13 protein-coding genes are annotated in these 15,490 nt (G+C 73.0%); 10 read left to right on the forward strand and 3 right to left on the reverse strand.

All coding sequences use genetic code 11. The annotated features are described in order from the left end of the window. The first annotated feature begins 237 nt into the window (after positions 1-237). The 7 genes from ACFWPI_RS21560 (at position 238) to ACFWPI_RS21590 (ending at position 12,149) form a co-directional block, all read left to right on the forward strand. Positions 238-1,974 carry an acyclic terpene utilization AtuA family protein gene (locus tag ACFWPI_RS21560; protein WP_380371986.1) on the forward strand — a complete coding sequence of 579 codons (1,737 nt, stop codon included), beginning with the start codon at positions 238-240 and terminating at the stop codon, positions 1,972-1,974. Further along, positions 1,971-3,569 carry an acyl-CoA carboxylase subunit beta gene (locus tag ACFWPI_RS21565; protein ID WP_380371988.1) on the forward strand — a complete coding sequence of 533 codons (1,599 nt, stop codon included), beginning with the start codon at positions 1,971-1,973 and terminating at the stop codon, positions 3,567-3,569. Before ACFWPI_RS21560 ends, ACFWPI_RS21565 begins: the two co-directional genes overlap by 4 nt. A 92-nt stretch (positions 3,570-3,661) precedes the next feature. After that, on the forward strand, positions 3,662-5,746 hold the full coding sequence (locus tag ACFWPI_RS21570) for an acetyl/propionyl/methylcrotonyl-CoA carboxylase subunit alpha (protein WP_380371991.1): 2,085 nt from the start codon (positions 3,662-3,664) through the stop codon (positions 5,744-5,746). A gap of 13 nt (positions 5,747-5,759) precedes the next feature. Further along, positions 5,760-6,932, forward strand: coding sequence for an acyl-CoA dehydrogenase family protein (locus ACFWPI_RS21575; RefSeq protein WP_380371994.1), 1,173 nt, complete (start codon positions 5,760-5,762; stop codon positions 6,930-6,932). Between the two features lie 200 nt (positions 6,933-7,132). Then, positions 7,133-8,770 (forward strand): AMP-binding protein, encoded by a 1,638-nt coding sequence (locus ACFWPI_RS21580; RefSeq protein ID WP_380371997.1) that lies wholly within the window; start codon positions 7,133-7,135, stop codon positions 8,768-8,770. A gap of 143 nt (positions 8,771-8,913) precedes the next feature. After that, the gene (locus ACFWPI_RS21585) at positions 8,914-9,534 is read left to right on the forward strand and encodes a TetR/AcrR family transcriptional regulator (RefSeq protein ID WP_363373469.1); all 621 of its coding nucleotides are present in this window, start codon (positions 8,914-8,916) and stop codon (positions 9,532-9,534) included. A 146-nt stretch (positions 9,535-9,680) separates the two neighbouring features. Next, positions 9,681-12,149 (forward strand): SpoIIE family protein phosphatase, encoded by a 2,469-nt coding sequence (locus ACFWPI_RS21590; protein ID WP_380372000.1) that lies wholly within the window; start codon positions 9,681-9,683, stop codon positions 12,147-12,149. Between the two features lie 62 nt (positions 12,150-12,211). Here ACFWPI_RS21590 and sph read toward each other — a convergent pair whose 3' ends face one another. From sph to ACFWPI_RS21605, 3 genes are all read right to left on the reverse strand, one after another. Next, positions 12,212-13,207: a sphingomyelin phosphodiesterase gene (sph, locus tag ACFWPI_RS21595; protein WP_380372003.1), complete on the reverse strand. Its 996-nt coding sequence runs from the start codon at positions 13,205-13,207 to the stop codon at positions 12,212-12,214. Between the two features lie 188 nt (positions 13,208-13,395). Then, the gene (locus ACFWPI_RS21600) at positions 13,396-13,611 is read right to left on the reverse strand and encodes a DUF397 domain-containing protein (RefSeq protein WP_380372005.1); all 216 of its coding nucleotides are present in this window, start codon (positions 13,609-13,611) and stop codon (positions 13,396-13,398) included. Further along, positions 13,608-14,435: a helix-turn-helix domain-containing protein gene (locus ACFWPI_RS21605; RefSeq protein ID WP_380372008.1), complete on the reverse strand. Its 828-nt coding sequence runs from the start codon at positions 14,433-14,435 to the stop codon at positions 13,608-13,610. The genes ACFWPI_RS21600 and ACFWPI_RS21605 overlap by 4 nt, the downstream gene beginning before the upstream one ends. A gap of 124 nt (positions 14,436-14,559) precedes the next feature. Here ACFWPI_RS21605 and ACFWPI_RS21610 point away from each other — a divergent pair, with 124 nt between their 5' ends. From ACFWPI_RS21610 to ACFWPI_RS21620, 3 genes are all read left to right on the forward strand, one after another. Then, positions 14,560-14,823, forward strand: a complete 264-nt coding sequence (locus tag ACFWPI_RS21610) for a hypothetical protein (RefSeq protein WP_063346205.1) — start codon at positions 14,560-14,562, stop codon at positions 14,821-14,823. Continuing rightward, the gene (locus tag ACFWPI_RS21615; RefSeq protein ID WP_380372011.1) at positions 14,820-14,993 is read left to right on the forward strand and encodes a hypothetical protein; all 174 of its coding nucleotides are present in this window, start codon (positions 14,820-14,822) and stop codon (positions 14,991-14,993) included. Before ACFWPI_RS21610 ends, ACFWPI_RS21615 begins: the two co-directional genes overlap by 4 nt. Positions 14,994-15,252: 259 nt before the next feature. Beyond that, positions 15,253-15,396: a hypothetical protein gene (locus ACFWPI_RS21620; RefSeq protein WP_380372013.1), complete on the forward strand. Its 144-nt coding sequence runs from the start codon at positions 15,253-15,255 to the stop codon at positions 15,394-15,396. Positions 15,397-15,490: the final 94 nt, after the last annotated feature.

Here is a 15,490-nt window from a genome sequence, read left to right on the forward strand (position 1 = left end):
GACGGACATCCTGTCGCACGGACGGGCCGGTGTCAGTCGGGTTTCGGAGAATCAGGCCAGGCAAGGCAGGGCAACTGTCGCCGAATCAGTGAGGCTCAGGGGTGCGTGGTTCAACGCGAACGGCGGAGCCATTCTGAAACAAGCAGGCGTGATTGCTTTTTTCTGCGCCCGGTGCCACGCTGCTGCCCGGCGGCGCTCGTGTGGGAGCGTCGCCAACCCGTCGGCAGGGGAGGCGCTTTGGCACGCGAACGCTCGGTACTGCGGGTCGGCAACGCCTCGGGGTTCTACGGGGACCGCTTCGCGGCGGTGCGGGAGATGCTCACCGGCGGGCCGCTGGACGTGCTCACCGGGGACTACCTGGCGGAGCTGACCATGCTCATCCTGGCCCGGGACCGCCTGAAGGACCCGTCCCTCGGCTACGCCCGGACGTTCCTGCGGCAGATGGAGGAGTGCCTCGGCCTGGCGCAGGAGCGCGGGGTGAGGATCGTGGTGAACGCGGGCGGGTTGAACCCGGCCCGGCTCGCCGCCGAACTGCGGAACCTGGCGCAGCGCCAGGGTCTTGCGGTGGCCGTCGCCCACGTCGAGGGGGACGACCTGTTGCCGCGCAGGAGCGAACTCGGCTTGCCTGAAGGGCTGTTGGCCGCGAACGCCTACCTCGGCGGCTTCGGGGTGGCGGCCTGTCTGGCCGCGGGCGCCGAGGTGGTGGTCACCGGGCGGGTCACGGATGCGGCGCTGGTCGCCGGGCCCGCGATCGCCCACTTCGGCTGGACGGCGGCGGACCTCGACGCCCTCGCCGGGGCGGTGGTCGCCGGGCACGTGCTGGAGTGCGGCGCCCAGGCGACGGGCGGGAACTACGCGTTCTTCCGCGAGCACGACGTGACCCGCCCGGGCTTCCCGATCGCCGAACTGCACGCCGACGGCTCCAGCGTGATCACCAAGCACCCGGGCACCGGCGGCGCCGTCACCGCGGGCACCGTCACCGCCCAACTCCTGTACGAGACGGGCGGAGCGCGCTACCTGGGCCCGGACGTCACCGCCCGGCTGGACACCGTGCGGCTCGCCGAGGAGGGGCCGGACCGGGTCCGGATCGACGGGGTGCGCGGCGAGGCGCCGCCGCCCACGCTGAAGGTGGGCCTGAACCGGCTCGGCGGCCACCGCAACGAGGTGGTGTTCGTCCTCACCGGCCTCGACATCGAGGCCAAGGCCGACCTGGTGCGGCGGCAGTTCCTGGACGCCCTGCCGCCCGCCGCCCGGCCCGCCGAGCTGCGCTGGACGCTCGCCCGGACCGACCACCCGGACGCCGGTACCGAGGAGGCCGCCTCCGCCCTGCTTCGGCTCACCGCCCGCGACCCGGACCAGGCCAAAGTCGGGCGCGAACTGGGCAAGGCTGCCGTGGAGTTGGGGTTGGCCGGCTACCCGGGCTTCCACCTCACCGCCCCGCCCGGCCCCGGCGCGCCGTACGGGGTGTTCGCCGCCGCGTACGTCGACGCCAAGGTTGTCGAGCACACCGCCGTACTGCCGGACGGCCGCCGGCTCGCCGTCCCGCCGGCCCCGGTGACGAGCCGGCCGGCCGAGACCTCCGAAGAGCCGAAGCTCCCCGACGCGCCCCCCGACGCACTCCCCGACGCTCTCCCCACCGGCCCGACCCGCCGCGCCCCGCTCGGCCTGGTGGCCGGCGCCCGCAGCGGCGACAAGGGCGGCGACGCCAACCTCGGCGTCTGGGCCCGCTCCGAGGCGGGCTGGCGCTGGCTCGCCCACACCCTCACCGTCGACAAGCTGCGCGAACTCCTGCCCGAGACCGCCGACTTGCCCGTCACCCGGCACCTGCTCCCGAACCTGCGCGCGGTCAACTTCACCCTCACCGGCCTGCTCGGCGAGGGCGTCGCCGCCCAGCACCGCTTCGACCCGCAGGCCAAGGCGCTCGGGGAGTGGCTGCGCTCCCGCCACCTCGACATCCCGGAGGCCCTGCTGTGACCGTGCTGCCCACCCGCGTCGACCCGGCCGGGCCCGAGCACGCCGAGTACCGGGCCGCGATGCTCGCCAAGCTGGCCGGGCTGGACGCCGAGCACGCCAAGGCGCTGGCCGGTGGCGGCCCCAAGTACGTGGACCGGCACCGCGCCCGCGGCAAGCTGCTGCCGCGCGAGCGGATCGAGCTGCTGGTCGACCCGGACTCGCCGTTCCTGGAGCTGTCGCCGCTGGCCGCCTGGGGCAGCGACTACCCGGTGGGCGCGGCGCTGGTCACCGGCATCGGCGTGATCGAGGGCGTGGAGTGCCTGATCACCGCCAACGACCCGACGGTGCGCGGCGGCGCCAGCAACCCGTGGACGCTGCGCAAGGCCTTGCGCGCCAACGAGATCGCGTTCGACAACCGCCTCCCGGTGGTGAACCTGGTCGAGTCCGGCGGCGCCGACCTGCCCAGCCAGAAGGAGATCTTCATCCCCGGCGGCGCGCTGTTCCGCGACCTCACCCGGCTCTCCGCGGCCGGAATCCCCACCGTGGCCGTGGTGTTCGGCAATTCGACGGCCGGCGGCGCCTACGTGCCCGGCATGTCGGACCACACCGTGCTGGTCAGGGAGCGCGCCAAGGTGTTCCTCGGCGGCCCGCCGCTGGTCAGGATGGCCACCGGTGAGGAGGCCGACGACGAGTCGCTCGGCGGCGCCGAGATGCACGCCCGCACCTCCGGCCTGGCCGACCACTTCGCGGCGGACGAGGCGGACGCGCTGCGGCTGGCCCGCCGGATCGTCGCCCGGCTGGACCACCGCAAGCCGGGCCCGTCGCCGGACCGGCTGGCCGAGCCGCCGAAGTACGACGAGGAGGAGCTGCTGGGCATCGTCCCGGGCGACCTCAAGGTGCCCTTCGACCCGCGCGAGGTGATCGCCCGGATCGTCGACGGCTCCGACTTCGACGAGTTCAAGCCGCTCTACGGCACCAGCCTGGCCACCGGCTGGGCCCGGCTGCACGGCTACCCGGTCGGCGTGCTGGCCAACGCGCAGGGCGTGCTGTTCAGTGCGGAGTCCCAGAAGGCCGCCCAGTTCATCCAGTTGGCGAACCAGCGGGACATTCCGCTGCTGTTCCTGCACAACACCACCGGCTACATGGTCGGCCGGGCGTACGAGCAGGGCGGCATCATCAAGCACGGCGCGATGATGATCAACGCCGTCGCCAACTCCCGGGTGCCGCACCTGTCGGTGCTGATCGGCGCGTCCTACGGCGCCGGCCACTACGGCATGTGCGGGCGGGCGTTCGAGCCGCGCTTCCTGTTCGCCTGGCCGAGCGCCAAGTCCGCGGTGATGGGCCCGCAGCAGCTCGCCGGGGTGCTGTCGATCGTCGCCCGGCAGTCGGCCGCCGCGAAGGGGCAGCCGTACGACGAGGACGCGGACGCGGCGATCCGCGCCATGGTCGAGCAGCAGATCGAGGCCGAGTCGCTGCCGGTCTTCCTGTCCGGGCGGCTGTACGACGACGGCGTGATCGACCCGCGCGACACCCGTACGGTGCTCGGCCTGTGCCTGTCCGCGATCCACAACGCGCCGGTCGAGGGCGCGCGTGGCTACGGCGTCTTCCGGATGTGAGGCCGAGCCGCGAGATCGAGCTGCGAGACGGAGCTGCGAGACCGAGCTGTTCGACGGAGCTGTGAGGCCGAGTTGTGAGGGGCACCCGAGACATGATCACCAACCTGCTGGTCGCCAACCGTGGCGAGATCGCCCGCCGGGTCTTCCGCACCTGCCGGGCCCTGGGCGTCGCGACCACCGCCGTCCACTCCGACCCGGACGCCGGGGCCGCGCACGTCCGTGAGGCCGACGCGGCCGTGCGGCTGCCCGGCGCCGCGCCCGCCGACACCTACCTGCGCGCCGACCTGATCATCCGCGCCGCGCTGGCGGCGGGCGCGGATGCCGTCCACCCCGGGTACGGATTCCTGTCGGAGAGCGCCGAGTTCGCGCAGGCCGTGCTGGACGCCGGGCTGGTCTGGGTCGGCCCGCCGCCGGCCGCGATCGCCGCGATGGGCTCCAAGACGGCGGCCAAGCGGCTGATGGCCGCGGCCGGGGTGCCCGTGCTGGACGCCCTGACCGACCCCACCGAGGCCGACCTGCCGCTCCTGGTCAAGGCGGCGGCGGGCGGCGGCGGACGCGGCATGCGGGTGGTGCGCACGCTCGCGGAGCTCCCCGGCGAACTGGCCGCCGCCCGCGCCGAGGCGGCGAAGGCCTTCGGCTCGGACGAGGTGTTCTGCGAGCGCTACCTGCCCGCCGGGCGGCACGTCGAGGTCCAGCTGCTGGCCGACGCGCACGGCACGGTCTGGGCGGTCGGCGACCGCGACTGCTCGCTGCAGCGGCGGCACCAGAAGGTGATCGAGGAGGCCCCGGCCCCCGGCCTGCCCGAGGCGGTGCGCGCCGGGCTGCACGCGGCGGCCGTCAGCGCCGCCCGGGCGATCGGCTACACCGGCGCCGGTACGGCGGAGTTCATGCTCGGCGAGGACGGCCGGTTCCACTTCCTGGAGATGAACACCCGCCTCCAGGTCGAGCACCCGGTCACCGAGGCGGTCACCGGACTGGACCTGGTGGCGCTCCAACTCGCCGTCGCCGAGGGGGAGCGGCTGCCCGGGCCGGTCCCGCCGCCCGCCACCGGCTGCGCGATCGAGGCCCGGCTGTACGCGGAGGACCCGGCGAAGGACTGGCAGCCCGCCACCGGCACCCTGCACCGCCTCGAACTCACCGTGCCGTACCAGGAGTTCGGCGGGCAGGGCGTCCGGCTGGACTCCGGCGTGGCGGCCGGCGACGAGATCACCCCGCACTACGACGCGATGCTCGCCAAGGTGATCGCCTGGGCGCCGACCCGCGCCGCCGCCGCCCGCCGCCTGGCCGACGCGCTCGCCCGCGCCAGGGTCCACGGGCCTGCCACCAACCGGGAGTTGCTGGTCCGGGCGCTGCGGCACCCGGCCTTCCTGGCCGAACGCCTGCACACCGGCTTCCTGGCCGAGCACGCGGCCGAGCTCACCGCCCCGGACGGCAAGGAGACTGCGCGCGCCGCCCTGGCCGCCGCCCTCGCCGACGCCGCCGCCCGGCGGACCGGCCCGCACGGCGCACTGCCGTCGGGCTGGCGCAACCTGCCCTCGCAGCCGCAGTCCAAGCGCTACCGCGCCGACGACGGAGCCGAGTTGGAGGTCCGCTACCGCCTCACCCGGGACGGCCTGCGGGCCGACGACCACCCGCAGGCGGAGCTCCTGGACGCCTCGCCCGAGCAGGTCACGCTGCGCGAGGGCGGCGTCCGGCGCGGCCACCGCGTCGCGCGCTACGGCGACCGGGTGTACGTCGACACCCCGAACGGGGGCATCGCGCTCACCGCCCTGCCGCGCTTCCCCGCCCCGGCCGCCCGGACGGACCCGGGCGCGCTGCTCGCCCCGATGCCCGGCACCGTCGTGCGCACCACCGCCGCCGTCGGCGACACCGTCACGGCCGGTCAGCCGCTGCTCGTCCTGGAGGCGATGAAGATGGAACATCGCGTCACCGCCCCGGCCGACGGCGTCCTGGTCGAACTCCGCGCCGTCCCCGGCCGGCAGGTCGAGCTCGGCGCCCTGCTCGCCGTCGTGCAGCCCGCCGCACCGCCCGAGGCCGGGCCCGCCGCACCGCCCGAGGCCAGGCCCGCCGCAGTACCCGAGGCCGGGCCCGCCACAGATCCCGCCGCCGGGTCCGCCGCAGAACCTGCCGCCGAGCCCGCCGCAACAGCCGCCGTCCAGCCCGCCGCAGAAGCCTGAGGAAGGACCCCGCATGTCCACCATCGGCAGTCAGCTCATCGAGACCCCCGAACGCCGGGCCCTGCGCCAGGCCGTCGGCGACCTCGGCCGCCGCTACGGCTCCGCCTACTACATGGCCAAGGCCCGGGCCGGCGAGCCTGCCGACGAGCTGTGGGCGGACGCCGGCAAGGCCGGCTACCTCGGCGTGAACCTGCCCGCCGAGTACGGCGGCGGGGGCGGCGGCGTCACCGATCTGGCCATCGTGCTGGAGGAGTTGGGCACGGCCGGCTGCCCCCTGCTGCTGCTCATCGTCTCCCCGGCGATCTGCGGCACCGTGATCGCCCGCTTCGGCACCGAGGAGCAGAAGCAGCGCTGGCTGCCCGGACTCGCCGACGGCAGCCGCAAGATGGCCTTCGGCATCACCGAGCCGGACGCCGGTTCCAACGCGCACCGGATCTCCACCGTCGCCCGCCGGGACGGCGGGGACTGGCTGCTGACCGGCCGCAAGGTGTTCGTCTCCGGCATCGACCACTGCGACGCCGTGCTGTTCGTCGCCCGCACCGAAGACGCCCGCACCGGCAGGCTCAAGCCCTGCCTGTTCATCGTCCCGCGCGACGCCGCCGGCTTCGAGTACCGGGCGATACCGATGGAACTCGTCGCCCCCGAGAAGCAGTTCCAGGTCTTCCTGGACGACGTCCGGCTGCCCGCCGACGCCCTGGTCGGCGACGAGGACGCCGGCCTGCTGCAACTGTTCGCCGGCCTCAACCCCGAGCGCGTGCTGACCGCCGCGTTCTCCCTCGGCCTGGCCCGCCAGGCCCTCGGCAAGGCCGTCGAGTACGCGAAGACCCGCACCGTCTGGTCCACCCCGATCGGCGCCCACCAGGGCCTGGCCCACCCGCTGGCCCAGTGCGCGGTGGAGATCGAGCTGGCCCGGCTGATGACCCAGAAGGCCGGGCTGCTCTACGACGCGGGGGAGGACCTGGCCGCCGGGGAGGCCGCCAACATGGCCAAGTACGCGGCCGGCGAGGCCGCCGCCCGTACCGTCGACCAGGCGGTGCAGACGCTGGGCGGCAACGGCCTCACCCAGGAGTACGGGCTGGGCGCGCTGCTGGCCGCCACCCGGGTCGGCCGGGTCGCCCCGGTCAGCCGCGAGATGGTGCTCAACTACGTCGCCCAGCACACCCTCGGCCTCCCGAAGTCCTATTAGTCCGCAGCGCCGGACGCACCGCACCCAGCGGACGCACCCACCGGACGCACCCGCCGGGCGTGCCCCCGGTGGGTCACCAGAGGGACATCTCGGCGAACTTTGCAGTGGCGGACGTCATGGTCCGTATGCTCCTGTTCGTACCCTCGGTCGACCTTTTGCCGCGCCAGTCGATGCGTCAACTACCTTCCTGGAGGCTTACTTTGGTGTTCCGCAGCGAATTCCCGGACGTGCCGACGGTGGACCTGCCGATCCATGACGCGGTACTCGGCGGCGCGGCGGCGTACGGCGACGGGCCGGCCCTGATCGACGGCGTCACCGGGGAGCGCGTCAGCTACGCGCGGCTCGCCGCCGGCGTCGAGCGGGTGGCCGCCGGGCTGGCCGCGGCCGGGGTGCGCCAGGGCGACGTGGTGGCCCTGTTCAGCCCCAACACGCTCGGCTACCCGACGGCCTTCTACGGCGCCACCCGGGCCGGCGCCACCGTGACCACGGTGTCCTCGATGGCCACGCCCGCCGACCTGGCCGGGCAGCTCGGCGACAGCGGCGCCCGCTGGCTGGTGACCGTCTCCCCACTCCTGCCGACCGCCCGCAAGGCCGCCGCCCTGCTCGCCGAGCAGGGCGGCCCACTGGCCGAGATCCTCGTCCTGGACGGCGCCGAGGGCCACCGCTCGCTCGCCGACCTGCTGGCCACCACCGGCCCCGCCCCCGGGATCGCCATCGACCCCGGCCGGGACGTCGCGGTGCTGCCCTACTCCAGCGGCACCACCGGACTGCCCAAGGGGGTGATGCTCACCCACCGCTCGATCGCCACCAACCTCGCCCAGTGCGACGCCCTCTACCGGCCCGCCGTGGGCGAACGGGTGCTCGCCGTGCTGCCCTTCTTCCACATCTACGGCCTGACCGCGCTGCTCAACCAGCCGCTGCGCTGCGGCGCCACCGTGGTGGTGCTGCCCCGCTTCGACCTGGAGCAGTTCTGCCGCACCATCGAGGAGCAGCGGGTGCAGGCGCTGGTGGTGGCCCCGCCGATCGCGCTCGCCCTGGCCAGGCACCCGGTCGTGGACCGCTTCGACCTCTCCTCCGTCGAGTACCTGCTGTGCGCGGCCGCCCCGCTGGATCCGGAGCTCGCCGCCGCCTGCGCCCGCCGCCTGGGCCTGCCGCACCTGCTCCAGGGCTACGGCATGACCGAGCTGTCCCCGGTCACCCACGTGGTCTCCCCGCTGGAGCGCGACCCCTCGCCCGGCTCGGTGGGGCGGCTGATCCCGTCCACCGAGCTGCGGGTCGCCGCCCTGGACGGCGCCGGCGAGGACCTCGGGCCCGGCGAGCCGGGCGAGCTGCTGATCCGGGGCCCGCAGGTGATGAAGGGGTACTTCGGCCGCCCCTCCGACACCGCCGCGGTGGTCGACGCCGAGGGCTGGCTGCACACCGGCGACGTCGGCTTCGTCGACGACCGGGGGTACCTGTACATCGTCGACCGGGTGAAGGAGCTGATCAAGTACAAGGGCTACCAGGTGGCCCCGGCCGAGCTGGAGGCCGTGCTGCTCGGCCACCCGCAGATCGTCGACGCCGCCGTGATCGGCGTCCCGGACGCCGACGGCACCGAGTGCCCCAAGGCCTTCGTGGTCCGTGCTCCGGGCAGCGGCCTGAGCGCGGAGGAGGTCACCGGCTTCGTGGCCGGGCTGGTGGCCCCGTACAAGAAGGTCCGCGCGGTGGAGTTCGTCGAGGCCGTCCCCAAGTCCGCGGCCGGCAAGATCCTCCGGCGCGAGCTACGGGCCCGCGAGGCCGAGCGCCGTGCGTCGGCCTCCGTCTCTACTTCCGCCACCGCCCCCGAGGCCTCCCGCTGAGCGGCCGGGCCCCCGGCGGCCGAAGACCGGCGCCCGTCTGTGAGGATCGACCCGCCGAGCACGGCGGGCCCGCCGAGAGCGACGGGCCCGTCGGGCACGACCGGCCCGCCGAGCCCCCACCGGAACAGGAACCGCCGCCAGCCATGACCAGCCATCCCGCCGCCCGCGCCCCCCAGCAGGACCGCAGCCGCGCCACCCGGGCCCGGCTGCTCGCGGCGGCCGTGGACTGCCTGGCCGAGCTCGGCTGGCACGGCTCCACCGTCACCGTGGTCGCCGAGCGCGCCGGAGTGTCCCGGGGCGCAGCCCAGCACCACTTCCCGACCCGCGAGGACCTGTTCACCGCGGCCGTCGAGCACGTCACCGCCGAGCGGCTGGCCGCCGTCCGCGCCCACACGGGCGAGCTGCCGGCCGCCGGCCCCGACCGCACCCGGGCGGTCGTCGACATGATCGTGCGCCTCTACACCGGCCCGCTGTTCCGCGCCGCCCTGCACCTGTGGACGGCTGCCGCCACCGAGGAGCCGCTGCGCGAGCGGATCATCGCCCTGGAGGGGCACGTCGGCCGGGAGGCCCACCGGGCCGCCGTCGAGTTCCTGGACGCCGACGAGACCCGCCCCGGCGTGCGCGAGTCCGTGCAGGCCACCCTCGACCTCGCCCGCGGGCTGGGCCTGGCCAACCTGCTCACCGACGACAGCGTCCGACGATCCGGGGTGATCCGGCAGTGGACCGGCGTTCTGGAGAGTACGCTGCGGCCGGTACGCCCATGACTCCCGTACTACCGGAACGGCCGGACGACCCCTGACCAAGGGGTCGCCGGGCGGCCGATGTCCGTGCAGTCTGGAGAAGAATCCCGGCCGGCACGGACCGTGAGGCCCCCGGCCGGGCACGAGCCGAACCGGGGTGCTGCCTGATCATGCACGGAAACGAGTGGGACGTGACCTCCGCCGCCGGCCCCGCACCGGGCGCCACCCCCGTACGCCCCGAAGGCCACCGACTCGTCCCGCTCGCGACGGCCCTGCTCCAGGGCGACGGCCTGATCCTGCACTGGAGCGAGGACGCCGAGGCGCTGCTCGGCTACTCCGCCGAGGAGGCCGTCGGCAGCTACGCCGCCCAGCTGCTCACCGACGGCACCGACCGCCCCGAGGTGCTGTCCCTGTTCGCCCACATCATGGGCGGCTCCACCGGCTGGTCCGGCGTCTTCCCGGTCCGCCACCGCGACGGCCACAAGGTCGACCTGGAGTTCCGCACCTACCCGATCGCCGGCCCGGCCGGCACCCTGCTGCTGCTCGCCACCGCCTCCGACATCCGCGCCCTCCAGGCGGTCGAGGCCGACCTCGCCGTCCTGGACGGCGTCTTCGACCGCTCGCCGATCGGCATGGCCGTCTACGACACCGAGCTGCGCTACGTCCGGCTCAACGAGGCGCTCGCCCGGATGAACGGCGTCCCCGTCGCGGCCCACCTCGGCCGCCGGATACCCGCGGTGCTGCCCGGCATCAACAGCGTCGAGATCGAGCAGACCATGCGGCAGGTGCTCAGGAGCGGCAAGCCCGTGGTGGACGCCCGCTCCCACGGCCGGGTGCCAGGGGACCCCAAGCGCGACCGCGCCTGGTCAGCCTCCTACTTCCGGCTGGAGGACTCCACCGGCCGGGTCTTCGGCGTCTGCTCCTCGATCATCGACGTCACCGAGCGATTCCAGGCCGAGGCCCGCGCCGCCCGCGCCCAGGAACGGCTCGCCACCATCGCCGAGGCAACGGCCCGGATCGGCACCACCCTCGACCTCCAGCGCACCGCCGAGGAGCTGATCGAGGCCGTCGTCCCCCGGTTCGCCGACTTCGCCACCGTCGACCTGCTGGAACCGGTGCTGCGCGGCGCCGAACCCACCCCCATCCCCTCCGACCGGACGGTCACCCTGCGTGCCGTCGCGGTCGGCGAGTCCTACGAGTCGGGCCTCGCGCACGCCGTGGACACCGTCGGCGAGACCTCCGAGTACGCCCCCGACCGCAGCTACACCCAGTGCCTGCGCAGCGGACGCCCCCTGCTGCGCGCCCACGTGGACGCCGAGGTGCTGCGCGGCCTGGTCTCCAGCGAGGACCGGGTCGAGCCCGGCATCGCGGCGGGCATCCACTCGTACCTGATGGTGCCGCTCACCGCCCGGGGCATGGTGCTCGGCGGCTCCGAGTTCATCCGGATGCGCAACTCCGAGCCGTTCAGCGACGCCGACGTGGCGCTCGCCGAGGAACTGGTCGCCCGCACCGCGCTGGCCATCGACAACGCCCGGCTCTACCGGCGCGAGCGGGAGACGGCGCTCACCCTCCAGCGCAGCCTGCTGCCACAGGAGATCCACCGCACCCTGGGCCTGGAGATCGCCTACCGCTACCTGCCCAGCAGCGTGGTCAGCGAGGTCGGCGGCGACTGGTTCGACGTCGTGCCGCTGTCCTGCGGCCGGGTCGCCCTGGTGGTCGGCGACGTGATGGGCCACGGCATCCGGGCCGCCGCCACCATGGGCCAGCTGCGCACCGTCGCCCGGACGCTCGCCACCCTCGACATGCCGCCCGAGCAGGTCCTCACACGCCTGGACGAGACCGCCTCGGGCATCGGCGAGGGCCAGTTCGCCACCTGCATCTGCGCCGTCTACGACCCGCTGGAGCGCACCGTCCAGATCGCCTCGGCCGGCCACCTGCCGCCGATCTGGGTCGCCCCCGACGGCACCGCCCGCCGGGTCGAGGTGCCACCCGGCGTGCCGCTGGGCGTCGGCGGGGTGGCCTTCGAGTCGATCGAGTTCACCCTGCCCGAGGGCGGCATGGTCACCCTCTACACCGACGGCCTGGTCGAGCGTCGCGGCCAGGACCTCGACGACGGCATCGACCTGCTGGCCGACACCCTCGCCGGGCCCGGCCGCACCCTGGAGGAGAACTGCGACGCCGTCCTCGGCGCACTCGTCACCGACGGCACCGAGGACGACATCGCGATGATCATGGCACGGGTCCTGCCGCTGCCCGCCGACCGGATCGCCACCCTCCCGCTCACCGGCGGCGGCCGGCTGCCCGGCAAGGCCCGCCGCTTCACCCGCGCCACCCTGGACGCCTGGGGCCTGACCGCCCTCTCCGACTACGCCGAGCTGCTGGTCAGCGAACTGGTCACGAACGCCTTGCTGCACGCCGACGCCCCGCGGCGGCTGCGGCTGTTCCGCGACCGGGTGCTCACCCTGGAGGTCTCCGACGCCGGCGGGGCGACCCCGCAGCTGCGCCCCTTCGCCGAGCAGGACGAGGGCGGGCGCGGCATGTTCCTGGTCAGCGAGCTGGCCCAGCGCTGGGGCAGCCGGCTGACCAGGGACGGCAAGGTGGTCTGGGCGGAGCTGGAACTGCCCTTCGGGGCTGCTTAGTTCCCCGTCGGTGCGGGTTGGTCTCCTGTCAGTGTGCTTCCCCGGTCAGTGCGCTTCTCCGGTCAGTGCGCGGCGAGCGGGTAGTGGTCGGAGAGGTCGGTGTAGGTGTAGCTCTTGCCCCAACTGCTCACCGTCCACGGCGCGCTGTGCGTGCGCAGGACCTGGTTGGTGTACTGCTGCGGGCGGGCGTGGTCGGCCCGGTAGAGCACGTAGTCCAGGTCCTCCTTGGGCTCGCCCGGGTAGCGGTAGGCGGCGACGGAGTTGTCGGCGGTGTCGAAGGAGTACGGCCAGCCCGTGCGGGCGGAGGCCGGCGCCAGGTTGGCGTTGTCCAGCAGGGCCTGGTACTCGGAGCCGTGCGAGTCGATGTTGAGGTCGCCGGCGAGCAGGATCGGCTCGTTCGCCGGGATCTGCTTGGCGTCCAGGAAGCCGCGCATGGCCGTGAGCTGCTTGGCCCGGATGGCGGCCGGCTGGCCGCTGGAGCAGCCCGAGTCGGTGGACTGCAGGTGGGTGCCGACCACGTGGGTGCGCTGGCCGTTCACGTTCAGGACGGCGTAGACGAAGCCCTTGTTCGAGAAGTAGTCCGAGCCGCAGGCGTCCTTGTAGACGTACTGCTCCTTGCGCAGGATCGGCCACTTGCTGAGCAGCGTCACGCCGCCGTCCTCGGGGGTGGCGGCGCTGTAGCTGCCGGAGGTCGCGTCCCAGCCGCTGGTGGAGCGGCCGACGACCGGGGTGTGGTACGGGTAGGCGGCCGAGGCCTTGGCGGTCAGGGCGTCGGAGGCCGCGTTGTCGAAGGCCTCCTCCAGGACGACCACGTCGTGGCCCTGGAAGAAGTCCGCCGAGGCGATCGCCTGCGCCCGGTACTGCTGGCCCCAGTTGGGGTAGAGGGTCGTGCTCATCAGGAACGTGTTGTACGTGAGGACGTCCAGCGCGGGCGCGGTGACCGGGGCGGACTCGGTCGTGGCGCCGGTGGCAGCCGTGGCGGGGGCAGTGGCGAGCGCGCCGAGCACGGCGGCGGCAGCGCAGGCGGCGGCGGCCTTGCGGAGGGACGACAGCGGCATTGGGGCTCCGTGAGGGTATGACGTGAACGCGACGGTCAGCGGATGGTGTACATCCAACGTCGCCGCCCGCACGGTGCACAAGACCGCGCACGAGCATCCGGTGAACGCAGTTGAAACACTGTCACCACCCAGAACGCGCGAACCCCACCACCCGCCGTGGGTGGTGGGGCTCGGACAACGTGCGTGCGTCAGACCTCGCCGAACTCGCCGGCCTGGACGGCGGCGACGAACGACGACCAGGCGTCGGCGGGGAAGACGAGGGCAGGACCCTCGGGGTCCTTGGAGTCACGGACGGGCAGTACACCCGGGAAGCCAGGAGCCACCTCGATGCAGTTGCCCCCGTTGTTGCTGTAGCCGGACTTACGCCACTCGGCACTGGCCAGGTTGGGGATGGGGCCGGTCATTCATAGTCCTTCCGAACAGCGCGGATCTTGGCAAGCGAAGCCACCTTGGAAAGTGACTCCACCTGGAGCTGATCGTAGTCACGGCTCCACGCCTCGACCGTCTTGCGGTCCCGTTCCAGGATGCCACGTGCCTGTGACTCCGCATAGCCGATGGTGGAGCGATCCGGCAGGGTCAACAGAACGATGGGCATCGTGAACGGGATGTGCTCGCCAAGCGTCACCGGGGCTACCTGGAGTGTGAGAAACGGGAGTTCGGCCAGGCTCTCAAGGTGCCGAAGCTGTGCCTGCATGACGGCCGGGCCTCCGACGGGTCGGCGCAGGCAGCTCTCGTCCATGACCGCGTGAAGCACGGGGATGCGTTCGGCTCGGATGATTTGCTGCCGATCCATGAGGAAGGCGACTCGTTGTGCGGCCTGCTCCTTGGTGATGCTGCCTCGGAGAACTGCGGCGTTCGCCAGGGCGCTTGCATACTCCTCGGTCTGGAAGAGTCCCGGGACCACGTTCAGCTCGAACGTCCGTATCTTCCGGCAGCGGGCCTCCTCCCTGGCGAACTCTTCGAACCCCTCCAGCAGGCTGGCGTGCTCGATCTGGCGGAACAGTTCCCGGAACTTGTCCCCTGTATCGAGCGCTTGATCGGCTGCCGTGGCGAAGTTAATGGTTACGGGCTTCTTAGCTCCTTCGACGTACGACACCAGGGCGTGACTGAAGCCCATGATCTTGGCGAGCTTGGTCTGGGAGAGGTTCCTCGCACGCCGTGACCTGCGAAGCTCGTTTCCGAAGCGGATGGCCGGAGATGACGGTTGATCAGTCTCCTCGAACTCCATGATTCACCGTGCCTTGTAACTCGACGAAACGGTCAAGGGTTAAGCCCTTCCGATCGTAGAGGCTGTCGCGCCACCATGGCTACACCAAGTGACACGCCGAGAGCGAAGCGCTACGGAGACTCCCATGCCCGAAAACCCGAAATCCGCGCTGCCCGACTTCGTCCGCAACGAGGTGGTGCGGGACCTGAAGCACCGAGACGACGACGGCAAGCCGAAGGAGGGGGTCTTCATGGAGATCCTCTGCGGGGCGGCCTTTCTGAGGCCGCTCGGCGGGGGGTGCGAGTGGACGACCAGGCCCGATCAGCTGCGACGGTGCGACCCCAGGGAGATCGCGCCGGGCACGGGGAGCAACTCCCAGCGTCGGCCGATGTTTCCGGAGCCGGCGTGACCTCGGGGGAGATGCTGCTCGCCGGGCTGCACCTCAGCTCGTTGGCGGCCGGCGGCTTCACCGCTGTGGCGGGGACGACGCAACGAAACGCGGTCGAGGCGGGTGACGAGCCGACCACCGAGCCGCCGCTTCAACGCCCGTGCAGATGCGGCACGTTCGTGCCGGACTGACAACACGCTCCCGCCACCGCGCCGCGATTACTCATCCCGCGCGGCGGCGGGGTTCAACGCCCGTCCGTGAAGGACAGTCACGGACGGGCGCCGGCAGGCCTACCTCCCCTGCCGGCCGGCTCCGAGGGCACGTTGGCGCCAGACCCTCGCCGAGCCACACCGCTCCCCGCCGAAATCGCCGCTCCGGCGGGGAGCGGCCGCCCCTCGATCACCGTCGATTCCTTACTTCCCCTGCCCTCTCTTCCCCTGTTCTCTGGAGGTGACCGCGTTCTGCAACGAACGGTGTGACCACTGCTACGCCGACAGCGGCCCCGACGGCACCCACGGACGCATGACCGAACTCGACTGGCGCTCCACCATCGACGTGCATTCGGCGGTACCCAGGGTTTTCGGCCGCAAGTGAGTTTGCAGAGGTAGGGCGAACGTTGGCGAGTCGGATGGCTTGTAGCCGTCCTATGCAGCCCGTACGCGCGTATCGATTTCTGACTCTGCGGAGC

It is taken from the genome of Kitasatospora sp. NPDC058492, from assembly GCF_042720685.1.
In the GTDB taxonomy this organism is placed as follows: Bacteria; Actinomycetota; Actinomycetes; order Streptomycetales; family Streptomycetaceae; genus Kitasatospora.